General features: G+C 70.9%; 19 protein-coding genes. 10 read left to right on the forward strand and 9 right to left on the reverse strand.

The window, feature by feature from the left end:
- The first annotated feature begins 36 nt into the window (after positions 1-36).
- Genes Pth03_RS07790 through Pth03_RS07800 form a run of 3 tightly spaced genes read left to right on the forward strand, consistent with a single transcriptional unit; the run spans position 37 to position 2,989 of the window.
- The gene (locus Pth03_RS07790; protein ID WP_203943450.1) at positions 37-1,308 is read left to right on the forward strand and encodes an ABC transporter permease; all 1,272 of its coding nucleotides are present in this window, start codon (positions 37-39) and stop codon (positions 1,306-1,308) included.
- The gene (locus Pth03_RS07795) at positions 1,305-1,694 is read left to right on the forward strand and encodes a cytidine deaminase (RefSeq protein WP_203943451.1); all 390 of its coding nucleotides are present in this window, start codon (positions 1,305-1,307) and stop codon (positions 1,692-1,694) included. The genes Pth03_RS07790 and Pth03_RS07795 overlap by 4 nt, the downstream gene beginning before the upstream one ends.
- An 8-nt stretch (positions 1,695-1,702) precedes the next feature.
- A complete protein-coding gene (locus tag Pth03_RS07800) occupies positions 1,703-2,989 on the forward strand; it encodes a thymidine phosphorylase (protein ID WP_203943452.1) in 1,287 nt (428 codons plus the stop codon).
- Here Pth03_RS07800 and Pth03_RS07805 read toward each other — a convergent pair.
- Entirely contained in the window at positions 2,979-3,449 is a 471-nt protein-coding gene (locus tag Pth03_RS07805; protein WP_203943453.1) for a MarR family winged helix-turn-helix transcriptional regulator, read from the reverse strand. The genes Pth03_RS07800 and Pth03_RS07805 overlap by 11 nt on opposite strands.
- A gap of 104 nt (positions 3,450-3,553) precedes the next feature.
- Between Pth03_RS07805 and Pth03_RS07810 the strand changes: the two genes are divergently transcribed.
- Positions 3,554-4,978 carry an MFS transporter gene (locus Pth03_RS07810; protein ID WP_203943454.1) on the forward strand — a complete coding sequence of 475 codons (1,425 nt, stop codon included), beginning with the start codon at positions 3,554-3,556 and terminating at the stop codon, positions 4,976-4,978.
- Between the two features lie 53 nt (positions 4,979-5,031).
- Here the strand turns inward: Pth03_RS07810 and Pth03_RS07815 are convergent, their stop codons facing one another.
- A complete protein-coding gene (locus Pth03_RS07815) occupies positions 5,032-7,170 on the reverse strand; it encodes a SigE family RNA polymerase sigma factor (RefSeq protein ID WP_203943455.1) in 2,139 nt (712 codons plus the stop codon).
- Positions 7,171-7,309: 139 nt separating this feature from the next.
- Here Pth03_RS07815 and Pth03_RS07820 point away from each other — a divergent pair, with 139 nt between their 5' ends.
- The 4 genes from Pth03_RS07820 to Pth03_RS07835 all read left to right on the forward strand — a co-directional run bounded on the left by Pth03_RS07820 (position 7,310) and on the right by Pth03_RS07835 (position 10,059).
- The gene (locus Pth03_RS07820; RefSeq protein WP_203943456.1) at positions 7,310-7,906 is read left to right on the forward strand and encodes an AMIN-like domain-containing (lipo)protein; all 597 of its coding nucleotides are present in this window, start codon (positions 7,310-7,312) and stop codon (positions 7,904-7,906) included.
- A 45-nt stretch (positions 7,907-7,951) separates the two neighbouring features.
- The gene (locus Pth03_RS07825; protein WP_203943457.1) at positions 7,952-8,305 is read left to right on the forward strand and encodes a cupin domain-containing protein; all 354 of its coding nucleotides are present in this window, start codon (positions 7,952-7,954) and stop codon (positions 8,303-8,305) included.
- A gap of 78 nt (positions 8,306-8,383) precedes the next feature.
- The gene (locus tag Pth03_RS07830; protein WP_203943458.1) at positions 8,384-9,472 is read left to right on the forward strand and encodes an adenosine deaminase; all 1,089 of its coding nucleotides are present in this window, start codon (positions 8,384-8,386) and stop codon (positions 9,470-9,472) included.
- On the forward strand, positions 9,469-10,059 hold the full coding sequence (locus Pth03_RS07835; RefSeq protein ID WP_203943459.1) for a PH domain-containing protein: 591 nt from the start codon (positions 9,469-9,471) through the stop codon (positions 10,057-10,059). The genes Pth03_RS07830 and Pth03_RS07835 overlap by 4 nt, the downstream gene beginning before the upstream one ends.
- A gap of 66 nt (positions 10,060-10,125) precedes the next feature.
- Here the strand turns inward: Pth03_RS07835 and Pth03_RS07840 are convergent, their stop codons facing one another.
- Genes Pth03_RS07840 through Pth03_RS07850 form a run of 3 tightly spaced genes read right to left on the reverse strand, consistent with a single transcriptional unit; the run spans position 10,126 to position 13,128 of the window.
- Positions 10,126-11,787, reverse strand: a complete 1,662-nt coding sequence (locus Pth03_RS07840; RefSeq protein WP_203943460.1) for a phospho-sugar mutase — start codon at positions 11,785-11,787, stop codon at positions 10,126-10,128.
- Between the two features lie 27 nt (positions 11,788-11,814).
- Positions 11,815-12,618, reverse strand: coding sequence for a purine-nucleoside phosphorylase (locus tag Pth03_RS07845; RefSeq protein WP_203943461.1), 804 nt, complete (start codon positions 12,616-12,618; stop codon positions 11,815-11,817).
- A 57-nt stretch (positions 12,619-12,675) separates the two neighbouring features.
- Entirely contained in the window at positions 12,676-13,128 is a 453-nt protein-coding gene (locus Pth03_RS07850; protein ID WP_203943462.1) for a gamma-glutamylcyclotransferase family protein, read from the reverse strand.
- Between the two features lie 140 nt (positions 13,129-13,268).
- Between Pth03_RS07850 and Pth03_RS07855 the strand changes: the two genes are divergently transcribed.
- Positions 13,269-14,660 (forward strand): NAD(P)H-quinone dehydrogenase, encoded by a 1,392-nt coding sequence (locus Pth03_RS07855; protein WP_203943463.1) that lies wholly within the window; start codon positions 13,269-13,271, stop codon positions 14,658-14,660.
- Here the strand turns inward: Pth03_RS07855 and Pth03_RS07860 are convergent.
- The 3 genes from Pth03_RS07860 to Pth03_RS07870 form a co-directional block, all read right to left on the reverse strand.
- The gene (locus Pth03_RS07860; protein WP_203943464.1) at positions 14,637-15,872 is read right to left on the reverse strand and encodes a pentapeptide repeat-containing protein; all 1,236 of its coding nucleotides are present in this window, start codon (positions 15,870-15,872) and stop codon (positions 14,637-14,639) included. The two genes, Pth03_RS07855 and Pth03_RS07860, sit on opposite strands and share 24 nt — an antisense overlap.
- A 619-nt stretch (positions 15,873-16,491) precedes the next feature.
- Positions 16,492-17,871 (reverse strand): hypothetical protein, encoded by a 1,380-nt coding sequence (locus Pth03_RS07865; RefSeq protein ID WP_239118840.1) that lies wholly within the window; start codon positions 17,869-17,871, stop codon positions 16,492-16,494.
- A gap of 278 nt (positions 17,872-18,149) precedes the next feature.
- A complete protein-coding gene (locus tag Pth03_RS07870) occupies positions 18,150-19,898 on the reverse strand; it encodes an acetyl/propionyl/methylcrotonyl-CoA carboxylase subunit alpha (RefSeq protein ID WP_203943465.1) in 1,749 nt (582 codons plus the stop codon).
- A gap of 332 nt (positions 19,899-20,230) precedes the next feature.
- Here Pth03_RS07870 and Pth03_RS07875 point away from each other — a divergent pair, with 332 nt between their 5' ends.
- Positions 20,231-20,503 carry a WXG100 family type VII secretion target gene (locus Pth03_RS07875; RefSeq protein ID WP_203943466.1) on the forward strand — a complete coding sequence of 91 codons (273 nt, stop codon included), beginning with the start codon at positions 20,231-20,233 and terminating at the stop codon, positions 20,501-20,503.
- Between the two features lie 4 nt (positions 20,504-20,507).
- Here Pth03_RS07875 and Pth03_RS07880 read toward each other — a convergent pair whose 3' ends face one another.
- Positions 20,508-25,298, reverse strand: a complete 4,791-nt coding sequence (locus tag Pth03_RS07880) for a type VII secretion EssC family protein (protein WP_203943467.1) — start codon at positions 25,296-25,298, stop codon at positions 20,508-20,510.
- Positions 25,299-26,074 lie beyond the last annotated feature (776 nt).

Genomic DNA, 26,074 nt, shown 5'->3' on the forward strand with positions numbered 1-26,074 from the left:
CCACCGCACGGCAGGGAAGCTGACGGAGGAGATCGCATGACCGCCACGGACCTTTCCGAGGGGCGGCGGGCCGACGCCCCGCCCAGCCGGCGGCCGAGGGTGTCGACGCCGATGGTGCTGCTCGGCGTCGCCGCCCTGCTCGTGCTGCTGGCGGTCGCGCGCGTCGTCACCGGGGCCAACGACATCACCTCTGGCGGAGCCGTCAGCGCCGCGCTGGCCTCGGCCGTGCCCATCGGGCTGGCCGGCCTCGGCGGCCTGTGGGCGGAGCGGGCCGGCGTCGTCAACATCGGCCTCGAAGGCATGATGATCCTCGGCACGTGGTTCGGCGCGTGGGGGGCCATCGAGTTCCACAACCCGTGGGCCGGCGTCGTCGCGGGCGCGATCGGCGGCGTGCTGGGCGGTGCCGTCCATGCGCTCGCCACCGTCACCTTCGGCGTCGACCACATCATCTCCGGTGTGGCGATCAACATCGTCGGCCTGGGCTTCACGCAGTATCTGTCCAAGCTCGTCTTCGACGGCATGCCGGGCGGCGGCGCGAAGCAGTCCCCGCCGGTTCCCTCCATGGGGTCGCTGAGCGTTCCCGGCATCGGCCACCCGCTGGAGACGCTCGCGGCGAAGCACTGGTTCCTCGTGTCCGACATCGCCGGTGTGCTGGACGGCCTCACGCAGAACGTGTCGCCCTTCACGATCCTGGCGATCCTCCTCGTGCCGCTGTCGTTGTACCTGCTGTGGCGCACCGCCTTCGGGCTGCGCGTGCGGGCCTGCGGCGAGCGGCCGGTCGCCGCCGAGTCTCTCGGCGTCAACGTCTACCTGTACAAGTGGATCGCGGTGCTCATCTCCGGCGGGCTCGCCGGGCTGGGCGGCGCCTTCCTGTCCATCGTGGCCGCGGGCATCTACCGCGACGGGCAGACCGGAGGCCGCGGCTATATCGGCCTCGCGGCCATGATCTTCGGAAACTGGCGTCCCGGGGGACTGGCGGCGGGCTCGGCGCTGTTCGGCTACACCGACGCGCTGCAGCTCCGCCAGGGCGGGACGTCGGTCCACGCGCTGCTGCTCGTCGTCGCGCTGTTGCTGGCCGCCGTCGCGGTCTACCAGCTCGTACGGCAGCGGCGTAACCTGGCGGCGCTGATCACGGGGGTCGGCGCGATCGTGGTCTTCGTGGTGTTCGCGGTGACGGACACGGTGCCCGAGGAGTTCACCTCGTTCACGCCTTACCTGACCACGCTGCTGGTGTTGTCGCTCGCCTCGCAACGGCTGCGTCCACCGGCCGCCGACGGAGTTCCGTACCGGAGGGGGCAGACGACATGACCATCGAGTGGGAGACGCTGCGCGTCGCGGCGCGCGAGGCCATGGCGCACGCGTACGCGCCGTATTCGAAGTTTCCCGTCGGGGCGGCCGCGCTCGTGGACGACGGCCGGATCGTCACCGGCTGCAACGTCGAGAACGCGTCGTACGGCATCGGGCTGTGCGCCGAATGCGGACTCGTGTCCGCGCTGCACGCGAGCGGCGGCGGCCGGCTCGTGGCGTTCACCTGCGTGGACGGCCACGGCGAGCTGCTGATGCCGTGCGGACGCTGCCGGCAGCTGCTCTTCGAACACGGAGGGCCCGACCTGCTGGTGGAGACGCCGGAGGGGCCGTGGCGGCTGGCCGAGGTGCTGCCGTTCGCCTTCGGCCCGGACAACCTGTCGCGATAGGGAGAAGCATGGGTTTCGACGCGATCGACGTGATCGTCACCAAGCGGGGCCGGGGGGCGTTGTCCACCGACCAGATCGACTGGGTGATCGACGCGTACACGCGTGGTGCGGTCGCCGACGAGCAGATGTCGTCGTTGCTGATGGCGATCCTGCTCAACGGCATGGACCGCCGGGAGATCGCGGACTGGACCCAGGCGATGATCCGGTCGGGAGAGCGGATGGACTGGTCCGCCCTCGACCGGCCCACCGCGGACAAGCACTCGACCGGCGGGGTCGGCGACAAGATCACCCTGCCGCTCGCCCCGCTCGTGGCGGCCTGCGGCGCGTACGTGCCGCAACTGTCCGGGCGCGGGCTCGGCCACACCGGCGGCACGCTGGACAAGCTGGAGTCGATCCCCGGCTGGCGGGCGTCGCTCTCCAACGACGAGATGCTGGGGGTCATCCGGGCCGCCGGAGCGGTGGTCTGCGCGGCGGGCAGCGGTCTCGCGCCCGCGGACAAGAAGCTCTACGCGCTGCGCGACGTGACGGGCACCGTGGAGTCGATCCCGCTGATCGCCTCGTCGATCATGTCGAAGAAGATCGCCGAGGGCACCGGCTCGCTCGTGCTCGACGTGAAGGCGGGCTCCGGCGCGTTCATGAAGAACGTGGACGACGCCCGTGAGCTGGCCCGGACCATGGTCGAGCTCGGCACCGACGCGGGTGTGCGCACCGTCGCGCTGCTCACCGCGATGGACCGGCCGCTCGGCCTCGCCGTGGGCAACGCCCTGGAGGTCGCGGAGTCGGTCGAGGTCCTCGCCGGGGGCGGCCCCGCCGACGTGGTGGAGCTCACCGTACGGCTGGCGCGGGAGATGCTCGAGGCGGCCGGCCTGCCGTACGCGAAGGACCCGGAGGAGGCGCTCAAGGACGGCTCGGCCATGGACGCCTGGCGGCGCATGATCAGCGCCCAGGGCGGTGACCCGGACGCCGCGCTGCCCGAGGCCGCCGAGTTCGTCGAGGTCGCCGCGCCGGCGACGGGCGTGCTGACGAGGCTGGACGCGCTGAGCGTGGGCGTCGCGGCCTGGCGGCTGGGCGCCGGACGGGCACGCAAGGAGGACCCCGTGTCGTTCGGCGCGGGCGTCATGCTGCACGCCAAGCCGGGCGACCTCGTCACTGAGGGGCGGCCGCTCATGACGCTCCATACCGACGACGCCGCGAGGTTCGAGCGGGCGCTCCAGACGCTGGAGGGCGCCTACGACATCGTGCAGGGCGGCGAGCCCGACCTGCTTCCCCTGGTGATCGACCGCATCACCGCGTAGCGGCGACGGCCTGCTTCCCCGCCTCGCGTTCGGGCGCGTTCTCCACGCATGTCAGGTTCGCCAGGTGGGGGAGCAGGTAGGTGCCCAGTTGCGCTCGGTGGGTGGGCAGCGCCTCCGCGTGGCGGCGGCGGCCCTCCTCGGTGAGCTCCACGAAGACTCCTCGCCTGTCCGCGGCGCACATGGCCCGCGCGACCAGGCCCTCCCGCTCCAGGCGGGCGATCAGCCGCGACAGCGCGCTCTGGCTGAGATAGATCTGGTCGGCCAGCTCCTGGACCCGGAACTGACAGACGCCGCCCGTGTCACGCGCCTCGGCCACCTCGATCATGCGGTCGAGCAGTTCGAACTCGCTGAGACCCAGCCCGTGCTTCTCGCTGAGCTCGCGCTCCAGCGCGCAGGAGACCTCTGCGTGCCGGGCGAGCAGCTCTCGCCATGCCGTTACGGCGAAGTCGGTGTCGTCCATGCTCTTCCAGCCTTTCGTTCGCGCGAGACTAGCATGTGATCGCATTATATGCAAATGCATTAAATGTTTGTGCATTGAATGCAGACGCATGTATCTTCTCCACCATGACTTCTTCACCTCATGACGAGCGCTGGGGGGCACGCCTGTGGGGTGCTCTCGCGCTGCTGTGCGTGGTGCTGTTCCTCGACGCTCTGGACGTGTCGATGGTGGGCGTCGCGCTGCCGTCGATCCAGGCGGATCTCGGCATGACCACCTCGTCGCTGCAGTGGGTGGTGAGCGGCTACGTGCTCGGATACGGCGGTCTGCTGCTTCTCGGGGGCCGGACCGCCGACCTGCTTGGCCGGCGACGGGTGTTCCTCACCGCGCTCGCGGTCTTCGCCGTCGCGTCTCTGCTCGGCGGGCTCATGAACGACGGAACCCTGCTCATCGCCGCCCGGTTCGTCAAGGGCATCAGCGCGGCCTTCACCGCTCCCGCCGCCCTGTCCATCATCACCACGACCTTCGCCGAGGGGCCGGCGCGCAACCGGGCGCTGGCGATCTTCTCCGCCTGCGGCGCGAGCGGTTTCTCCCTGGGGCTGGTGCTGTCCGGTCTGCTGACCGAGATCGGCTGGCGCTGGACGTTCATCATGCCGGTGCCGATCGCCCTGATCGCGCTGGTCGTGGGCCTGCGACTGCTCAACCGTGACGAGCCGAGCAACGAGGGCGGACACGACATCCTCGGCGCCGCCACCATCACGGCGGCCATGCTGCTCCTCGTCTACACCGTCGTCGAGGCCCCCGAGGCGAGCGTGCTGCGCACCGCCCTGTCGGCCGTCGCGGTGGCCGCTTTGATCGTGCTGTTCGTCCTGGTCGAGCGGCGCGTGCGGCACCCGCTCGTACGGCTCGGCATCCTGCGCTCGGCCCCGCTCATCCGGGCCAACATCGGGCTGGTCATCCTGTTCGGCTCGTACGTGGGATTCCAGTTCGTGGCCATGCAGTACTTCCAGAACCTGCTGGGGTGGAGCGCGCTGCAGACCGCCCTGGCCTTCCTGCCCGCCGGACTGCTCGTGGCGGTCACCTCGACCAGGATGGGAAAGCTGGCCGACCGGTTCGGCACGGCGCCGCTGATCGCCGTCGGCACGACCTCCCTGGCCGCCGGCTACGCCGTCTTCCTCCAGGTCGACCGGCACCCCAGCCTCGCCACGATGGTGCTGCCCGGCATGGTGCTGCTCGGCATCGCGTTCGCGCTGACCTTCCCCTCGCTCAACATCCAGGCCACCGCCGGGATCCCCGACGAGGAGCAGGGCCTGGCCTCCGGGCTGCTCAACACCTCGGGGCAGGTGGGCGGGGCCATCGTCCTGGCCATCGTGACCGCCGTGCTGACCGCGGGCACCGGGCCCGACCCGCTGACGAACTTCCGGGCGGCCATCACCGTCTCGGCCGTCATCGCCGCCATCGGGATCGTCGTCGCCCTGACCGGGATCCGCTTCCGGTCCCGCTCCCGCGCCGAGGCCGACTCCGCAGAGGACCGGCTGTACGAAACGGTCTGACCTGCTCGTCGGAAAGGGCGTCCCGCCGCCGGGGCGCCCTTTCCCGTGTACGGCTAGCCGAGCGTTCCGGGCGCCCAGACGTCGGCGGCGCCGGACCCGGATTCGACGGCCTCCCGGGCAGATCCCGTGGTCACGTCAATGATGTAGGAGCCGTATTCCTCGTCATCGTCGGATGCGTCGACCAGGACCTCATGTTCGTCGACCCAGCCGAGGACGCGGCCGATGGACATGTACTCCGGAAGAGTGGCCTCGACGGCGGAGCGGACCTTGCCGGTGCGCGGGTCGAGCGTCACCACCATGCCGTGCTCGCGGATGTTGGGATGGGCCGGCCAGGCGACGGCGGCGAGAGTTTTGCCGTCGTCGGACAGCGTCGCGCCGTCGTCGAACAACTCCGGCTCCACCCGCACTCGGCTCAGCACGTGGCCGTCCGGACGTATGCGGATCAGCGTGGTCGTATGGATGCGGCCGGGCGTCTTCCTCGTGTCCTCGGTCACGGTGGCGGTGACGGTGCCGTCTTCGGCCACGGCCAGGACATCCAGACTTGGCGGCAGGTCCCAGTGCCTCTCCGCGGTGAAGTCGTACAGCCGGGGACGCGGCGCGCCCATGTCCTGTCCGAAGTCGACGGCCAGCCACCGTCCCTTGGGTGAAAACAACAGATCGGTGCCGTAATCCACCTGGTCGGGGTCGGTAACGAGGTCGGTCACCCGTGGTGCCGTGGCGTCCTTGTCTCTCATGACCAGGGCGTCAGCCGTTGTGTCGTAGTAGGCCAGTCTGTCGCCGTTCGAGCTGATGGCGAACAACGCCTGGCCGGAACGGCTGTCGGCGCCGGGGATTCGCCATTCGCCGGCCGCGTTGCTCACGACGCGCCAGGTCGTGCAGGCGTCGGCGTTCTCGCCGGACTCGGAGTCGGGTCTGCAGTAAGGCTGGTAGGCGTACTGGAACGGGTCACCGACGTAAATGGGCAGATGGCCGGGTACCGTCTCGCCGTCGCTGTTGTCGTCTTCGTAACCGTAGACGCCGCCGGGCCCGTACGGCTCGGCGGCGGACGGCCCACCCGCGGCCGCGTCGGATATGGCCGACACGAGCAGGACGAACGGCGTGATGACGGCGGCGGTGCCCGCCACGACGGCGCCCGCGACGACCAGGCGCCTGCGGGTCCTGTGCCGGCGCGTGGCGCGCACGATCTCGCCGGTGAGGCCCGGCAGGTAGAGCGGCGGCATCGTGGCGGACAGCGTGGCCAGGGCGCGGCTGAGCTCGTGCTCCCAGGTGCCGCCGGGGAAGCCGGAACCCGCGAGAGGGTTCTGGTGCGAACCGGTCTGAGGCGGCCGCTGCGCCTGCGCGGGGCCGGGCGTGGTGAAGGGGGAGCCCGACGGAGCGGGGCCGGGTTCCGCGGAGGGGGACGCCCACGGTGCGGGGCCGGACCCTGTGACCGGCGTGCCGGATGCGGCGGAGGGCGACGCCCACGGCGCCGCGGCAGATTGTGCGGTCGGCGAGATCCACGGGGGCGGCGCGCCCGTGTCGGCGGAGGGCGAGGCTCCCGGGGCTGACGCGCCTGCTGCCGAGGCCTGCGGCTCTCGATCCTCCGCGGGTCCCGTGCTCCCGGCCGCGTCGCCGGGAGAGCCCGCCGCCGGGCTCTGGGCGGGCGTGCCGGCCGGCTCAGGGGACGGCGTCGCCGTACCGGCAAGGCGGCCCTCAAGACGTCGCAACTCGGCGACGGCGGCCTCGAACTCCAACCGAGCCGTATGCGAGTCGCGGCGGCACAACTCGGCGGCCTTCCATGGGCTGACTCCGGTCTGGAGGCATGCGACCACCAGGGCGCGCCGCAGCGGGGTCAGCGCCGCCAGCGCCTCCGACAGCTCCGCCGTACCGCCCGCAGCGGCCGGCGTCGTGTTCTGCGGCGCGGGCGTGCTTTTCCGGGACGCGGGCCGCGGCGGGCGCTTGACGAAACGCCGGAAGAGCTCGGCGGTCGCCGCCTCGGCCGGAGACGCCCAGCGTACGGAGGCCCACCGGTTGGCGATCCGGGTGAGCGAGGCGACCACGAGGGCGCGGGCGAGCATGGGGTCGCCGGTCAGCAGGAACGCCGTCCTGGTGAGCGGCGGGGCCTGATCGGCGACGAATGCGGGGAAGCCGGCGAGCCTTCCCGTGAGCGTCCCAGGGCCGGGGGAGGTCCACGGACCGGCGTGCTGATTCACGACTTTCCTCGCTTTCTAGCCGGAAAAGCATATAGCCGATCTTGGCTGCTCACGTGGGGTTTTTCGTGGGCGGTCGCCGAACCGAGCGCTTGATCACGGCGTCTAACCAGACACGACATCCCGACAGAAAGCCGTCGCCATGAAAACCCGTCTCGCGCTCGTCTCCCTGCCGATCGTGGGCCTCGTCGCCTGCGGACCCGTCGCCACGGAGTCGTCGGCCGCCGCCTCTGCCAGGCCCACCGTGGGCGGCACGGCCGCGGCGCCCGCCACCTCGATCAACCCCGCCCGGGCGGCCGACCTGCCGCCACCGACGTCCAAGGCGACGGTAAGGGTGGAACGTTCCCCCGCCATGCCCGCGACGGTGACGGGCATCAGGTTCGGCCGCCACACCGCATTCGACCGGATCGTCATCGACCTCGACAAGTACAAGCCCGGTTACCGGGTCGGTTACGTGCCCAGGCTCGTGCAGGACGGCTCGGGCCATGTCATCAAGGTCAAGGGCGGCGCGTTCCTGGAGGTCAGGCTCGAACCGAGCTGGGCCCACGACGAGAACGGGCGGCCCACCTGGGGCGGCCCGCGCCTGGTCGACGCCAAGCTGCCGAACGTGATCAAGATCGCGAGAGTGAGCGACTTCGAGGGTGTGGTGAAGATCGGGCTCGTGCTCAAGCGCAAGGCCGGGTTCCGCGTGCTCGAGTTGTCGGGCCCGAACCGGCTCGTGATCGACGTCGCGCGGTGAGCCCGGCCGTCCTCGCGGTCCCGGGTTGCTGGGACACTGAAGGGCATGGTCAGGAAGATTGACGCCCCGGCGCGTGTCCCCGTACCCGGCGGCAAGCTCATCGATGAATACTTCGGCCGCGTGAACAGCGGCGACGCCCAGGTCTCCATCGCGCACATGGTGGCCCCGCCCGGCTGGGAGGAGCCGGCGCAGACGCCCGGCTTCGCCGAATACACCGTGGTCCTCAAGGGCTCGGTGCTCGTCGAGCACGAGGGGGGCACCACGGTCGTTGAGGCGGGCCAGGCGTTCGCCAGCGAAGCGGGGGAGAAGATCAAGTACAGCTCGGGGCCTTCCGGCGCCGAATACGTCGCCATCTGCCTTCCCGCGTTCTCGCCGGAGACCGCGGGCCGCGAGGAGTGAGCTCGCCCCCACCCCTGGAGATCGCCTCCACCGGCGACGGTAGGGTTGGGGGATGAGTGACGGGAGCGAGGAGCGCGTATGAGCCGGCTGCCGACGCCTGAGGAGATCCGCGCGGTTCCCAAGGTGCTGCTCCACGACCATCTGGACGGCGGAGTCCGCCCCGCGACGATCATCGATCTGGCCCGCGACTACGGTCATACTCTGCCGTCCACGGACGCGGACGGCCTCGCCTCCTGGTTCCGCGAAGCCTCCAACGCGGGATCGCTCGAGCGTTACCTGGAGACCTTCGCGCACACCGTCGGGGTCATGCAGACGCGCGAGGCGCTGGTCAGGGTCGCGGCCGAGTGCGCGGAAGACCTCGCCGACGACGGGGTCGTCTACGCCGAGGTGCGCTACGCCCCCGAGCTCCACACGTCGAACGGGCTCTCGCTCGACCAGGTCGTCGAGGCGGTGCTTGAGGGCTTCAGGCTCGGCTCGGCCGGCCCCGACGGCCGTCCGCGGATCAGGGTCGGCACGCTCCTCACCGCCATGCGGCACCAGGCGAGATCCATGGAGATCGCCGAACTGGCCGTCCGCTACCGCGATGTCGGCGTCGTCGGTTTCGACATCGCCGGCGCCGAGGCGGGCTACCCGCCCACCCGCCACCTCGACGCCTTCGAATACCTCCAGCGTGAGAACGCCCACTTCACCATCCACGCGGGCGAGGCGTTCGGGCTCCCCTCGATCTGGCAGGCCATCCAGTGGTGCGGCGCCGACCGGCTCGGCCACGGCGTGCGCATCATCGACGACATCGCGGTCTCTGCAGACGGCGAGGCCAAGCTCGGAAGGCTGGCCGCCTACGTGCGGGACAAGCGCATCCCGCTCGAGATGTGCCCCGCGTCCAACGTGCAGACCGGAGCCGCGGCGTCCATCGCCGAGCACCCGATCGGGCTGTTGCGGCGGCTGCACTTCCGCGTCACCGTCAACACCGACAACCGGCTCATGAGCGACACCAGCGTCTCGCGCGAGTTCGCCTCACTGGTCGACGCCTTCGGGTACGGCTGGGACGACCTGCAGTGGTTCACGGTGAACGCGATGAAGTCGGCCTTCATCCCCTTCGACGAACGGCTCGCATTGATCAACGATGTGATCAAGCCAGGGTTCGCGGCGATGGCGCGGCCCGCGTGAAGAATCAGACCTTCCGGTCCAAGGTCGGCTGGGTGTTCGGCTGGGCCTGGATCGTGTTCGCGGCTTGGAACACCTGGGACCTCATCGCGCACGGCAGCATGCCGTCGGCGCTCATCGCCGGCGCGGTGCTCGGCGTCATCACCCTGGTCGTGTTCCTCCTGGCGTTACGCCCCGCCATCGTGGCGGAACAGGGCGGCGTGCGCGTGCGCAACCCGCTCAGGAACGCCTACGTGCCCTGGAACGCCGTCGGAGACGTGCACGTCACCCACTCGATCATCATCGAGGCCGGTCACACGACCATCAGGTGCTGGACTCCGCAGGCCACCGCCCGCGAACGGGCCAGGGCCACCGCGCGGGCCGGCCGCACCGCGAAGACGCAGCAGACCATGACCCCGGGCGAGCGCGCCGCAGCCGAGGCGGTGGCCGGGCGCACGCACGCCGACTTCGTGGCGCAGCAGCTCAGCGACATGAGCCAGACGCGTTCCGGCGACTCGACGGGGGAGACGGCGGTCACCTGGTCGCCGTCGGCGCTGGCCGCCGTGGCCGCCACCGTCGTGCTCGTCGTGGTGACCGTGATCCTCGCCTGAGCGCGGAATTTTCCAACCGGTGCCGCCCGGCCGCGGACGTGACGCCCGCGGCCCGTCCGCGGCGTCTTACAGGCCGAGCGTCTCGGCGAGATCCTTCTTGATGGCGTCCAGATCCTGTACGGCACGGGCACGCGCGGCGGTCACGCCGCCCTCGTCCTCGGCGCCCACCGGGACGACGACCTCCAGATAGCACTTGAGCTTGGGCTCGGTGCCGCTTGGCCGTACGACGACGCGGGCCTGGCCCGCGAGGCGGTAACGCAGGCCGTCGGTGGGCGGCAGGCCCGCGACACCTGCGGACAGGTCGTCGGCCGACTCCACCGCGCGGCCGGCCAGCGTCACGGGCGGCTCGGCCCGCAGCCGCGCCATCGCCCGCGTGATGAGGGACAGGTCGTCCACACGGACGGACAGTTGCGCGGTGGCGTGCAGACCGTGGCGGCGGGCCTGGTCGTCGAGCAGGTCGGCCAGCGTCCTGCCCTCCCGCTTGGCCTGGGCGGCCATGGCGGCCACTGTGAGCGCCGCGCCGATGCCGTCCTTGTCGTACACCGGTAGGCCGGAGTCGGAGCCGACGCTGTAGCCGAGGGCCTCCTCGTAGCCGAAGACCAGGCCGGGGCCCGCCTTCATGATCCACTTGAAGCCGGTGAGGGTCTCCGCGTGGCGCGCGCCGTACTCCTCCGCGATCCTGCCGAGCAGCGTGGAGGAGACGATCGAGGTGGCCACGAGCCGGTCGCCCGTCGTGTGCGCCAGCACGTACTCGGCGAGCAGGCCGCCGACCTCGTCACCCGTCAGCATCCGGTAGCCGCCGCCCCCGGCTCCGTCCCCTGAGAGGGGCACGCCCACGGCGCACCTGTCGGCGTCGGGGTCGTTGGCCAGCACGATGTCGGCCCCGGTCTGTACGGCCAGGTCGAGCGCGAGGTCCATCGCCCCGGGCTCTTCCGGGTTGGGGAAGGCGACGGTGGGGAAGTCCGGGTCGGGCTCTGCCTGCGCGGGCGCCGTCACCGGGGCCGGGAAACCGGCCTTGACCATGGCGTTCGTCAGCACTTCTCCGCCGACGCCGTGAAGCGGGGTGTAGGCGATCGACAGCTCGCGGGCGTCCCCGAGCGGCAGTGCGGTGACCGCGTCGAGGTAAGGCTCGACGATGTCCTGATATTTCAGCGTCACCCAGTCGTCGCCCAGGGGAAGCTCGTCGACCCGGCCGACCGCGTCGATGGCGGCCGATATCTCGCCGTCGATGGGCGGCACGATCTGCCCGCCGTCCGCCCAATAGACCTTGTAGCCGTTGTCGCGCGGCGGGTTGTGCGAGGCGGTCACCATGACCCCCGCGTCGGCCCCGAGGTGCCGGACGGCGAACGCGAGCACCGGAGTGGGCCACCGGCCGCCCATGACCGAGGCGCGCAGGCCCGCCCCCGTCAGCACGGCGGCGGTGTCGGCGGCGAAAACGTCGGAGTTGTGCCGCGCGTCGAAACCGATGACCACGTGCCTGCCCGGCCCGAGGACGCGGGCCAGTCCGGCGGCGGCGCGCATCACGGTGATCCGGTTCATCCGGTTGGGGCCGGCGCCGAGCTCGCCGCGCAGGCCCGCCGTGCCGAACTCCAGCTTGGCCGCGAACCGCGCCGCCAGTTCGGCGTCGTCACCGCGGGCGAGGACGTCCTCGAGCTCGGCCCTGGTCCGCGGGTCGGGGTCCTGGGCCAGCCATTCGCGGGCCTGCCGTACGAAGTCGGTGGAGGTCAACGTCGTTCTCCAGTGCGCGCGAGCGGGTTACAGCTTGTCGACGACCTTGGCGAGCAGCCCGCCCATGCGGGCCGCCGTGGCCCGGCCCACCTCGAGGACCTCCTCGTGGTTGAGCGGCTCGCCCACCAGGCCGGCGCCGGGGTTGGTGACCAGCGAGACGCCGAGCACGTCCGCTCCGGCCTCCCGGGCGGCGATCGCCTCCAGGACCGTGGACATGCCGATGAGGTCGCCGCCGAGCGTGCGCAGCATCCGAATCTCGGCGGGCGTCTCGTACGTCGGGCCGCGGAAGGCGACGTAGACGCCCTCGGACAGCGACGGATCCACCTCACGGGCGAGAGCGCGCAGCCGCGGGGTGTAGACGTCGGTGAGATCGACGAAGGTCGCGCCCGTGATCGGGTTGGCGCCCGTCAGGTTGATGTGGTCGCTGATCAGGACCGGGTCGCCGACGGCCTGCGTCTCCGGGCGGAGCCCCCCGGCTGCGTTCGTCAGCACGACCGTGCCCACCCCGGCCGCGACAGCCGTACGGACGCCGTGGACCACCGGCTCGACGCCGCGGCCCTCGTAAAGGTGTGTGCGACCGAGGAAGATCAGTGCGTTGAGCCCCGTTCCGGTGCGCACGGCGCGGATGACGCCCGCGTGCCCCGCGACGGACGGCGGGGAGAATCCGGGCAGCTTGGTGACGGGGAACTCGGTGATGGTCTCACCGATGGCGTCCGCGGCGGGCACCCAGCCCGACCCCAGCACGATGGCGACGTCGAATGAGGCGGTGCCGGTGAGATTCCTCAGCGTGGTCGCGGCCTCCGCCGCCAGGCCGTAAGCGTCATTGGTCACTTTAGTGAGCGTACAGAAGGTACGAAGCGCCCTGACCGGGACATGGGCGCCCGTCCCTCAGTCGCCGATCGACTTGCACGGGCGGGTGCGCAACGAGGCCACGTAGTCGTCCGGGGCCCCGGCCTTCTCCGCCGCGTCGGCCAGGATGCCGAGATAGTGAGCGGAAGGCAGGCCGCCCTCATACGAGTCGAGCACGTAGAACCAGGCCAGGACGTCGCCTTCCAGCGTGGCGACGCGCAGCCGTACCTTGCGGTAGATCCCCAGCCCGGTGCCTGTCCACTGATCCAGCGATTCCTCGTCCCATTCGGGGACGTCGTAGAGGACCACGAAGACCTGATCGGCCGCGTCCTCGACGATCGTGGCGAGCGCGCCCTCCCAGCTGACATCCTCCCCGCCGAACGTCAGCCGCCAGCCCGGAAGCCATCCGGTGCCGCGCATGGGCGAGTGCGGAGCGCGCTCCGCCATCTGCTTGGGGTCCATGTTGCTGCCATAGGCCGCGTAAACAGGCACGGCACACAAGATTAATCCAAGATCCCGAAACTTGAACGAAGACACCCGAGCCGCACGCCGGTGTCGGCGAATCCACGTAGTCGGACGCTTACGCGCCCCGCTGCGGAATGAGGGCCCCGACATGCGGAAGAATGGGACGCGTGACGAAAATCGTGATCATTGGTGGCGGCCCTGGGGGCTACGAGGCTGCGCTCGTCGGCGCTCAACTGGGGGCACAGGTCACCGTGGTCGAACGAGAAGGTCCCGGTGGCGCGTGCGTCCTGACCGACTGCGTGCCGTCCAAGACCTTGATCGCCACCTCCGTGCGCAAGCAGGCCCTGCTCGACGCGCCGTCCCTCGGCGTGCACTTCACCGGCGGACCCGACGGGGACGCCGGCGGGGTCATCGCGGACATGCCGCTGGTGAACAGGCGAGTCAAGGAGCTCGCCCAGGCGCAGTCGGCCGACATCGCCGCTCGGCTGGCCGCCGAGGGCGTGGAAGTGATCAGGGAGTCCGCCCGCCTGGTCGACCCCCAGAGGGTCCGCGCGGGCGACCGCACGATCAGGGCCGACGTCGTCATCGTCGCCACCGGCGCCCACCCCCGCGTGCTCCCGGGCGCCGAGCCCGATGGGGAGCGCATCCTGAGCTGGCGCCAGCTGTACGACCTCAAGGAGATCCCCGAGCAGCTCATCGTCGTCGGCTCCGGCGTCACGGGGGCCGAGTTCGCCGGGGCCTACCAGTCGCTGGGGTCGGAGGTGACGCTGGTCTCCTCCCGCGACCGCATGATGCCGAACGAGGACGCCGACGCCGCCGAGGTGCTCGAAGACGTCTACCGCCGCCGCGGCATGAACGTCCTGGGCCGCTCCCGGGCCTCGTCGGTCAAGCGCACCGAGCACGGCGTGGTCGTCACGCTGGAGGACGGCAGGACCGCCGAGGGGACCCACTGCCTGATGACCGTCGGCATGGTGCCCAACACGCGCGGCATCGGCCTGGAGGACAACGGCGTACGGCTCGATCGCAACGGGTTCATCGAGGTCGACAAGGTCTCCAGGACCTCGGCGCCCGGCGTCTACGCGGCCGGCGACTGCACCGGCGTGCAGATGCTCGCCTCCGTCGCCGCCATGCAGGGCCGGATCGCCGTCTGGCACGCGCTGGGCGAGGCCGTACAACCGATCAGGCTCGCGACCGTCGCGTCGAACATCTTCACCGACCCCGAAATCGCCGCGGTCGGGGTCTCGCAGAAGGCCATCGAGAACGGCGAGATCGAGGCCAACGTCGTCAAACTTCCCCTCGCCACGAACGCCCGGGCCAAGATGCAGGGCTTCAACGACGGGTTCGTCAAGCTCTTCTGCCGGCCGAACACCGGCATCGTCCTTGGCGGCGTCGTCGTCGCCCCCCGGGCCTCCGAGCTGATCCTGGCCCTGTCCGTGGCGGTGCAGCACCGGCTCACCGTCGACCAGCTCGCCCACACCTTCGCCGTCTACCCGTCGTTGTCGGGGTCGATCCCCGAGGCGGCCCGGCGGCTCATGTCACCCCAGACCGCGGACATCTGACAGCCACGACCGTACGGCACGCAGGGCCTGCCGCCCGTGCTGTACGGCCGAGGCGACCTCGGGCAGCCCCTGAGGCGTCTGCGCGATGAGGAGGGTCTGCTTGGCGGCCTCGTAGGCGTCGAGGGCGGCCCGCCATTCCGCGCTGGGCCCGGTGACCTGGTTGATCTTCATATCGAAGTCGAGGGCGTCGATCTCCTCGCCGAGCCGGGTCACGTCTTCCTCGGCCGCCCGTCGCGCCGCGGCATAGCCCGCCGCGTTGCGCTGCCTGCGGCGATGGGTGACACCCCAGATCAGCAACGTGCCGCCGAGGCCGACCGCGCTGACGATCACGAGGCTGACGGCGAGGGACGTGCCGCCGTCTGAGGCGGCGCCCGAGAACACGTCGGTGATCGGGTTGCCGTCGCCCGCCGGCGTGATCGCGTCGTCGGGCACGTCGTCGGCCGAGCCGCGGGCCCCGGTGAGATTGACGTCGTCGGCCTGCGTGAAGGAGGCGGCCTCCACGCTCGCCCCGGTGAAGTCGGCGCCCTGGAGACTCGCCTGGGTGAACTCGGCCTCTTCGAGATCGGCGTTCCGGAGTACCGCATATTCGAGGTGCGCCTGGCTGAACTTGGCGTCCGCCAGTTTGGCCCCGGTGAAGTCGGCCGTACGCCCCTCGATCTGCCCCAGACCGGCCCCGCGCAGGTCGGCGCTCTTCAGATCGGCGTCGGTGAGGTCGGCCTGGGTGAGGACCACCCGGGTCATCACGGCCTCGGTCAGGTCGGCGTGGGGGAACTCGGCCTGGCCGGCCTCGGCGTCGATGAGGATCGCGCCGCGCAGGTCGGCCTGCTTGGCCCGCAGTTGGCCGAGGTCGGCGTGGCTGAGATCGGCCCCGCGCAGGTCGGCGTATTCCAGGTGGGCCTGGGTCAGATCGGCCTCCTTGAGGGACGCGTCCCGCAGGATGGCCCCTGTGAGGTCCTTCTGGCCCAGTTCGGCCTCGTCGAGCTTGGCCTTCGTGAGATCGGCGCACCGCAGGGTCTCGGGAAGCGTGGCGCCGTGGGTGAAGTCCTTGCCGCGGAGGTTCACCCGGTCGCGTGGCTTGCACGGCCCCGCCGCCGCGGCGTGAGCCGCCGATGCGGGGAGGGCGGCCGGGGTGGCCGCGGATGCCGGGAGGGCGGTGATCAGAGCCGCCGGGGTGGCGAAGAGAACGCCGACGACGAGGGGGGCGATACGCACGAAGCCTCCAGAAAGAACCCCCCGATCCTCTCTACCTGCCCCCCAACCCTAGCCCCTCCCATGGGCTTGATCACGCCCCGCCCCCTTTGTCCCGTGATCATGCAGAAGTTCGGGGATATGCGGCGTGACCTGCGTGTTTCCGGTTCGTGATCATGCAGAAGTTCGGGCAGGCGAACGCTGACCTGGGATATCGCGCATCGTGATCATGCAGTTTCGGGAGTAGGTGTTGCGCCCTCGGGCCGTGCCGCCCGCGGCATGCATGCCGGTTGCGCCCTCGGGCCGTGCCGCCCGCGGCATGCATGCCGGTTGTGCCATGCCGGTTGTGCGGGCCGTGCTGCCGGCGAACGTGCCTGGCCCTGGCCGTACCTGGGTTTCCGAGCAAAAAAGTTCGTGACCTTGCACTCGCCGATGAGTGCAAGGTCACGAACGATGAAATGCCTGGTCACCGTGGTCGGTGGCGAGCTACTGCATGATCACGAAATGTAGATCCGCAGGTCATGCCGTGTATCCCCGAACTTCTGCATGATCACGAACCGGGGAAGTGCATGTCATGCCACCCGTCTGCGAACTTCTGCATGATCACGCCCAGTGGGAGAGGTTTCGCCTGAGTAACCTGGGGTTACCAGTCGCCGCCGCCGAAATCGCCTCCGCCGAAGTCTCCGCCTCCGCCGCCCCAGTCGCCTCCGCCGAAGTCGCCGCCACCGCCGCCCCAGTCGCCGCCACCGGCATCGACGCCGTCCTGGTAGCCCGAGTCGTATCCGGCGCCGAAGCCGCCGCCGCCCCATCCGCCGAAGGCGCCGCCCAGCATGGTGCCGACCAGCATTCCGGTCAGGAGGTCGCCGCCGAAACCGCCGTAGTAGCCGTAAGCGTACGGCTGGTAGGCCGGGCCGGCGTCCCAGTACGGCCGGCGGTGGCCGTTGACCACGACTTCACGCATCTGCGGGTCGAAGCCGCGCTCGACGGCCTCGGCGTCCATGGCGCACGCGGGCACCTCGCGGGCCGCGCCACCGGGCGGGGCCCACCGCACGTTGCGGACCGACGGGCCGTGCTGCGGGTTGAAGAAGCACGGAGGAAGCCGCTCGGGCAGGGGCTGGTTGTTCACGCGGGCCTTGACGCACGCGAGGGCGTAGCGGCCGTCCTCCAGGGTGGAGGTCACGGTGCGCAGGTCCTCCGGGCGCTTGACCGCGGCCAGTTCGACCTTGGAGCGCTCGTAGGTGTCGAGCGCACGCTGCCAGTCGGCAGAGGTCTCGGACTGCGGCAACATCTTGACGTCGACGTCGAGTGCGGTGATCTCCTCACCGAACTTGGTGACGTCTTCCTCGACGGTCTGCTTCACCGCGGCGAGCTCGGCGGCCTCGCGCTCCTCGCGCTTGCGCTTCATACGACGGGAGACGATCCACAAACCGGCACCTCCGACGACCGCAATTCCCAAAATGCCCACCAGGACACCGGTTCCGCCGCCACCGGTCGCGCTGCCCTGCTCACGCGCCGCCTTGACGTCGCCTTCGACGGCCAGGTTGACCCGGTTGGCGAAGTCCTGCATGCCGGTGACCACGTCTTTGTTGTTGGCGGCGGCCAGGTCGGCCAGTTGCCCGGCGGCGTTCCTGGGCAGGGCGCTCGACGCCGCGAAAAGGCTGGTGCCGTCCAGCACGGCGACGGTGGCGCTCGACCTGCCGGCCGCGTCGAGCTGGGCGCCCAGAGAGGAGAGGTACGGCCCGGCCTGCGCGCTGGTGATCGTGCCGTCAGGCAGCGCGACCGCGTAGATCTTGGACTTGGAGTCCTTCAAGGTCGAGCGGATGTCGTCCTGCTGCCCGGAGGACAGCGGTGAGCCGCTCTGTACGAAGAGGGGGTCTCCGCCTCGCCAGGCCGCCAGCACAGTGGCGGGGTCGGGCGGGGCCGCGGCGTGCGCGGCGGGGGAGAACGCGAACAGCGCCATGAGGCCGACGACAAGCGCCGCTATGGCGGCCCCCGTACGGCCCAGCGGGTGATTGATGGTCACGGCTTCTAGCCTCCTTCGCCCTACTGGACGAACGGCAGGGCGTCATAGTTCCTCGCGGCAAACCGTATCGGCTCGCGTGACGACGGCAAGGTCATGCCCGGATGGGACCACTTGCGACTTATTTGACCCTGATAAGCAAATTATCCCGCTTATCCAGCTTTCACATTCCGCCTAAATACCCATATGGGGGATTGGCAGTGAAAAAAGTCTTGAATGGTGAAATATCCGCCTAAAGGGCAACGTCGTGCGCGCCTCGGCCGCGCGCACGGCGGAGAAGGTCAGGCGTCCTTGATCTCGCAGATGACGGCGCCCGCCGTCACGGTCTGGCCGACGGCTGCGGCGAGCCCGGTCACCGTGCCCGCCTTGTGCGCCTGGAGCGGCTGCTCCATCTTCATCGCCTCGAGGACGACGATCGTGTCGCCGGCCGCCACCGTGTCCCCGTCGGCCACGACGACCTTGACGATGGTGCCCTGCATCGGGCTGACGAGGGCGTCGCCTCCGGCCGCCGCCTTCTTCGCTCCGCCGCCGCGTGCGCTCCGCCGCGGCGAGGACTTCGGCTCCGTACGGCCGGCCGTACCGAGACCGGAGGGAAGCACGACCTCCAGTCGCTTGCCGCCGACCTCCACCGTGATGCGTTCGCGCTCGGCGGGCTCGCCGGCCTCGACGGCCCCCTCGAAGGGCGGGATGTCGTTCACGAACTCGGTCTCGATCCACCGGGTGTGTACGGAGAAGGGCTCACCCGTGAAAGCGGGGTCGTCGACCACGGCGCGATGGAACGGCAGCACGGTCGGCATGCCCTCGATCTCGAACTCGGCCAGTGCCCGGCGTGAGCGCTCCAGCGCCTCCCGGCGGCTGGAGCCGGTCACGATCAGCTTGGCCACGAGGGAGTCGAACGACTGCGGCACCGTCATGCCGGTCTCATAACCGGAGTCGAGCCGTACGCCGGGACCGGACGGCGCGCGCATGGCCGTCAGCGTGCCGGGCGCGGGAAGGAACCCACGGCCCGCGTCCTCGGCGTTGATCCGGAACTCGATCGAGTGGCCGCGCAGCACGGGGTCGCCGTAGCCGAGGGCCTCCCCGTCGGCGATGCGGAACATCTCCCTCACCAGGTCGACGCCGGCGACCTCCTCGGTGACCGGGTGCTCCACCTGGAGGCGGGTGTTGACCTCGAGGAAGGAGATCGTGCCGTCCTGCCCGACGAGGAACTCGCAGGTGCCCGCCCCCGTGTAGCCGGCCTCGCGCAGGATCGCCTTGGAGGACGAATACAGCAGCGCGCGCTGCTCGTCGGTCAGGAACGGCGCGGGCGCCTCCTCGACGAGCTTCTGGTGGCGGCGCTGCAACGAGCAGTCGCGCGTGCTCACCACGACGACGTTGCCGTGCCGGTCGGCGAGGCACTGGGTCTCCACGTGCCGCGGCCGGTCGAGGTAGCGCTCGACGAAGCACTCTCCCCGGCCGAAGGCCGTCACGGCCTCGCGGACCGCCGACTCGTACAGGTCGGGGATCTCCTCTATGGTCCGGGCGACCTTCAGGCCCCGGCCTCCTCCGCCGAACGCCGCCTTGATCGCGATCGGCAGGCCGTGTTCCTCGGCGAAGGCGACGACCTCCTCGACTCCGGAGACGGGGTCGGCGGTGCCCGCGACCAGGGGGGCGCCCACGCGCTGGGCGATGTGCCTGGCCTGCACCTTGTCGCCGAGCGCGGTGATCGCGGCGGGCGACGGTCCGATCCAGATCAGGCCCGCGTCCAGTACGGCCTGCGCGAAGTCGGCGTTCTCGGCCAGGAATCCGTAACCGGGATGGACGGCGTCGGCGCCGGTCTCCCTGGCGACCGTCAGCAGTTTGCCGATGTTGAGATAGGTGTCGGCCGGTGTCTGCCCGCTCAGGGCGTGCGCCTCGTCGGCGACCCGCACGTGCAAGGCGTCCAGATCCTGGTCGGCGTACACCGCGACGCTGGTCATCCCGGCGTCCTTGCAGGCGCGGGCGATCCGTACGGCGATCTCACCCCGGTTGGCGATCAGGACCTTCTCCACCGGCGTCTTACCTTCCTTCCCCGGCCGCTACGGCCTGGTGAGCCTCCATGGAGTGTAAGCGGCTGCCCGCGATCGGAGATCCTCGGCCCCAATCCAGCGCGTTTCTAGAAAAGCAGTTCGACGGCGAATCGGCCGATGGCCCCTCGGCACCCACGCGGCCGGACCGATCCGGGCGGGTGCGGGCGGGAGCCACGCGGACCCGTGGCGCCCTCGCACTCACCATGTGGCTGTATCGGCGGACCTGGCGGTATAGCCACTTGGCATAAATCCTTCACAGACTTGACCGGCGATCTACGGTGAGGGCGGCCCCGTGTCGACGAAGGAGTGACCGAATGAGTAACAACTTGCTCGGCGGCGACCCCGCGCAGATGCAGAGCATGGCCGCGCAGTTCAATCAGCAGGCCGACCAGGTCCGCGCGACGATGGCGGCCCTCGACCGCGAGGCGGCCAAGGTCGGCACCGCGTGGACGGGCCCCGGCTCGCAGCGGTTCCACGAGGCGTGGCAGAGCTACCGGGCCGCCTTCCAGCGCATGTCGGAGGAGCTCAACGAGGCCTCCCGGGTCATCACGACCTATCGCGGCAACATCGAGTCCGCCACGCGGTAACCGGCTATGCGGGCAACGCGGCCTGGATCGGAGTCGCGGTGCCCGAGATCACCAGCAGGCCGCGACCAGGCGGGCCGCCCACGGCCCCGCGCGGCAGGCGCACACTGAACAGGTCGCCGTCGGCGGGGCTCTGCACCGACAGCAGCAGCCCCGTCCTCGACTTTCTGGCCTCCGCGGCGAAGCCCCGGTAGGCCGTCGCCAGGTCCCCCGTGGCACCCGCGACCAGCAACCCGTGCTCGCCGTCACGCGCCATGCGCAGGATCTCCTCCACGGCCAGCCCGAGCATCGACTCCGGCGAGATCAGCTCGGCGTCGTCGACGAGCATCACATACCGCTTGTGCGCCGAGACGAGCGCGAGCGGGTCGTTCGCCCCGGGCAGCCCGCCGAAGTCGTCCGCCTCGGAGGCGCCCACGCTCCGGGAGTTCCCGTCGAGCACGGCCAGCACCCCCGGCGAACCGGCCAGGTCGCGCAGCGGACTGCGGCGCGGCGTGACCGCGATGACCGGAATGCCGCGCTGGAGCAACGAGCGCGCCGCTGTGAGCAGGCACGACGACCGGCCCGAGCGGGGTGGGCCCGCGACGACGGCCGCGGGCCCCTGCCCGAGCAGGTCCACTCCGAGCGGCGTCAAGGTGTCGCCTCCCGCGCCGAGCAGCGCCCACAGCGGCGACGGCGGCTCGAACGACTCGTCCAGCTCCAGCACCTGGTCGGCGGTGATGCGCACCGGCAGCGCGTCGACCCGCAGCGGCGGCTCCGAGCGCCACGCCCACGTCCCGCGCCGGTGCGACGACCCGCCGAACCGGTCCCTCGCCGTACGGGCGAGCTCCTGCAGCGCCGCCACCTGGGCAGGGCCCGCGGGGTCGTCCGCCAGCAGCGCGATCTGGCTCTCCACGAGGCCGTGCTCGCCCACCGACAGGGCGCGCCCCGGGGGCATCGACCTCGGCAGGTTCTTCACGGGCAGCCCCGCCAGGCCGTAGTCGGCGGGGTCGGCGAGCCGCAGCACCAGGCGGTCCTCGAACAGCGTGGAGATCTGCCCGAGCAGCCCCGACCTGTCGGAGGTGACGACCGCGCGCAACCCCACGGCCGGTCCCTCTCTGAGCAGTTGCAGCAGAGCGTCGACGAGCCGCCCGTAGTCGTAGTTCTCGAACGCGGCGACGTAGCCCTCCCAGCGGTCCACCATCAGCACCAGCCACGGCAGCCGCCCGGCGGCGTCCCCGAAGTCGTGCAGGGCGTCGCCCGCGCGCGTATGCGACCTGGCCGCCTCCCGGGCCTCGGCGAGCGAGGCGTATCCGGCTTCGGCGAGCAGTTGCTGGCGCCGGCCGACCTCGGCGCGCAGCCGGGTGAGCAGGCGGTCGACCCGGTCGAGCTGGTCGCGGGTCACCACGGCGCCGCAGTGCGGCAGCCCGACCAGCGGCAGCAGGGCGCCGGAGCCGCAGTCGATCGCGTGGATGTGCACGTCCTCGGGGGAGACGCTGGACGCGATCGACCCCGCGACGGTCCGCAACACGGTCGACCGCCCGCTGCGTGCTGTGCCGGCGACGAGCAGGTGCCCGCCCTGCCGCAGGTCGAGCACCAGAGGCCGCGTCTCCTGCTCCCAGGGCATGTCGGTGAGGCCGAACGCCAGCGGCGGCACCTCCTGCGCCGCCGACTGGTACGGACGACGCGGGCGGGTGTCTTTCGGCGGTTCCGGCAGTTCCTCCAGGGTGATGTGGTCGCTCAGCGGCGGCAGCCACGGACTGGGCTGCTCGGGGATGCCGCGGCCCGCCTCGGTGAGCACGTCGACGAGCATGGCCAGATCGGTGCCGGCCGACGACGACGCCTTGACGGCGATCTCCAGCGGGTGCCCGAGCGACGACCACGGCAGGTCGACCACCCGCACCTCGTCGGCATCTCTGCCCTCGCCGCCGGGGATGCGGCCCCCGATGCGCGCGGTCTGCACGGCCACGGGAGCGGCAGAGCCCGTTCGCACGTAACACCGCCCGGGCGTGGTCCGGGAGATGTGCGCCGCGTCGGGCGCGTCGATCACGTCGGCGGACTCCCGGGAGTCGGTGACGCGCAGCGCGATGCGCAGCGACGTGTTGGCCTGGATGTCGGCCGTCACGACGCCGCCGGGACGCTGGGTGGCGAGGATCAGATGGATGCCGAGCGAGCGGCCGCGCCTCGCGATGTCGACCAGGCCTTCGACGAAGTCGGGCAACTCCGACACCATCGCGGCGAACTCGTCGATGACCAGCACGAGCCTGGGCAGCGGCGGGTGGCCCGCGGACCGCTCCGAGCCGTCCCGGCCGGTGCCCGGGTCACCGAAGATGCCGTTGCCTCCGCCTTTCCGGGATTTGCGCACGCCGCCCGCTCCGAGCACCCACGTCGAGCCGCGTGAGCGCATGCGGTGGTAGTCGTCGACGTCCTTGGCGCCGGCGTCCAGGAGCACCCGTTCCCTCCTGCGGATCTCGGCGGCCAGCGACGACAGCGCCCGCTGGGTCAGGTGGCCGTCGAGGTCGCTGACCATGCCCACCGTGTGCGGGAGCCGTACGCACTCCTTGAAGGCGGCGCCGCCCTTGTAGTCGATGAGGACGAACGTCATCTCGTCCGGCCTGTTGGCCACCGCCAATGAGCAGATCAGCGTCTGGAGCAGCTCCGACTTGCCCGCGCCCGTGGTGCCGGCGACCAGGGCATGCGGGCCGTCCCTGCTGATGTCGACCTCGAACGGCCCTTCAGGCCCGACGCCGATGACGGCCCTGGTCGAGCGGCCCCACCCCTTGGGCACGTCAAGCGGGCCGAGCAGATCCAGCAGGCGCGCCGACTCCGGCAGGGCCGAGGACGGGTCGTCCCTGCTGACGTCGCGCAGCGGGGCGAGCGCCCTGCCGAGGCGGTCGGCCCACGAGGCGGAGACCTGGTCGGCGCGGATGCCCCCGATGGGGTCGAGCCCGCCGCCGCGCAGCCGTACGGTGCCGTCGGCGTCGCAGGTCACGACGGTGGCGCACTCTTCGGGGAGTAGCCGCTGGTCGTCGTCGACGGCGATCGTGTAGACCCCGGCGCGCGGCCCCTGCCTGAGCACCTGCGGCATCGCGGGGAGCCCGCGCAGCACCTGCGCGCCGTCGAGGACGACGAGCACGTCGAAGGGCCGCTCGTCATAGGCGGTGAAGGCCGGGTCGGCGTCCGGCTGCGTCTTGCGGCCCTGTGTCTTGAGGCCCTGTGTCTTGAGGCCGAGGTCGGCCCATCCCGTGGGGCCGCCGGTGAGCCGCGGACCCTGCTCGTACGGCCCGGCTCCGCCCTTGCCGTCCGCGTCGAGGCGTTCGGCGATGAGCGCGTTGAGCTCGGCGACCCGGCGGGCGGCGGATTCGGGGTCGGGCCCGACCAGCGCGACGCTGTCGGATGCGAGCAATCCCTGCCGTGAGGGTCCCGCGCAGTGCGGCAGCCAGCGCACCCAGCCCCACTCCGCGTCGCTGTCGTCGTGCGCGGACAACACGACGATGGCCAGGTCGCGCGGGCTGTGCAGGGCGGCGGCCTGCCCGACGAGCCATCGGGCGCAGCCGAGGGCGACCTCCCGCGGCCCGGTGACGCCCGCGACGCCCAGCCGCCGCATCACCAGGGCGACGGGCACGTCGTAGCACGTGGGCTGCTCACGCGGCGGAGCATCGGCGTGCATGCCACCCTCAGGCTCGAAGTCGAGGTCGGCGGGCAGGTCGGCCAGGCCCACCCGAAGACGCAGGGCGTCGTCGTCGTGGATGCGCCGCTCCCACAACCGCCTCCGGGGGCCGGTCGCCGTGAGCAGCACCTCCGCCGGATCGGGCGCGCCTGCCCGCCGCGCCTTCTCGTCCGCGACCACCGCCGTGTCGATCTCCTCTTCGACGGCGGCGAGCCGTTCCTTGTACGCCTTGAGCGCCTGACGATGCTTCTTCTTGCCGTGCCTGCGGTCGCCGGCCCACTGACCCACCATGATCATGGGGGTCATCAGGGTGATCAGCAGGAAGTACCACTGGCGGAAGACCACGAACATGACCAGCCCGAACACGGCGGGCAGCAACGCGGCGAGCAGTTGCAGCCGGATGCCCTCGGCCCGCTTCGGCTCGACCGGCACGACGATGCGCCGGGACGCCTCCGGCTGCCGCAGGCGGGGCGGCCGGTTGTAGGCCAGGCCGCCGTCGGGCAGCGCGTCGAGGTGCGCGTCCGGGGGTTCGACCGGTCCCAACGCCAGGACCGTACCGCCGCAGGCCAGCATGACGCCCTCGCGCCACGGAGTCGGCTTGGTGAGCGGCCTGCCGCCCAGGCGGCCCGTGTCGTAGACGTGCGCTTCCGCGGAGGGTTCGACGGCGATCGAGCCCGGCGTGATCCTGAGCACGAGGGCCTGCGGCGCCATCCTCGGATCGGGTACGGCTATCGCGCATGCGGGGTCGGCGCCGATGGTGTGCATGCCGAGGCCGAGCCGGTGCACCGCGCCCGCCCCCGGGCCGCCGACCACGCGGACCTCGGCGACGCCGTCGGGCTCGTCCATCATGGTCGCCGGCGCGGCGTGCCCGTCGGCCGCGACCAGGTCGCCGTCACGCAGCAGGCCGAAGACGGGGCCGTCCGGGTCCAGAGGCCGCCCGTCCAGCCAGAGCTTGGCCTCGGGGACCACCCTGCGCTGATCTCTGTCGAGGTCGTACGGCGCACGCGTGCGCGGGAGCCGTACGACGTTGGACGCGCGGCCGGGCGAGCCTTCGAGCGCGGCGGCGAGCTTGGCGACCGTGGCCGACTCGTCGCCCTCGACCAGCACCTCGCGGTGGCCGTGCTCGTTGACCACGGTGAGCGTTATCCGCATGCACAGACTCCCAGGCGGGTGGTTCGGCAACAGCGATCGTGGACCTCGGCGCGCGGGTCGGTCGCGCGGGGACGTACTCGTTGAGAGGGTGCCATCAGCGTGACGTCCCCGTGAAGATCTTCTGCCGGAGAACGAGGAATTCGTCAGTGCAAATGGCTTTTTATGGCGATTTCTGATGGCTTCGCAAGAAGTGGGATAGGTTCCGGTGGATATCGATGGCACACGCTATCGGGCATGCCGGGCTCGTGCGGAGCTTGACGGGAATCGGTAAGGATCAAGCGGCTCGCGGGCCCCGGGTGGCCTCGCCACAGGGCTGTCCGATGCCGGATGAAGATCAAATGGTTTCGGTGGATTTAACCGGCGGTGCGGTGTTGCGCCCGGAGGCTTCCCGCGCCCTGTGGTGGCTGTCGCGGCGGAAGAACATGACCTCACCTCGCTTTCGCCTGCGTGAAGCGGCCCGTCCCTGTTCAGCTCGGCGAATCAGGTGAATCGGTCGCGGGGGACGCGTGCGTCGTGATCGTCTGGCCCGAGCGCTGATCCGTGACTGGTGTTAACGATGTGACGAATGGGACTTTAGTGAATGCCCCATATCACGCAATTGCACTATTTGAAAGCGTCTTGTGTGCATAGTTATGGATGAGGGGACGTTGACAGCGGCATTACTAACCGATAAGCATGGGTCGCCGCATTGCGGCGACAGGGCGGCCGGAAGCCGCCCATAATGTGGTGAATTCGGAGCGACGAGCACGACCGTAAGTAAATTCGAACGGCCCGGA

This window comes from Planotetraspora thailandica (assembly GCF_016863335.1).
In the GTDB taxonomy this organism is placed as follows: domain Bacteria; phylum Actinomycetota; class Actinomycetes; order Streptosporangiales; family Streptosporangiaceae; genus Planotetraspora; species Planotetraspora thailandica.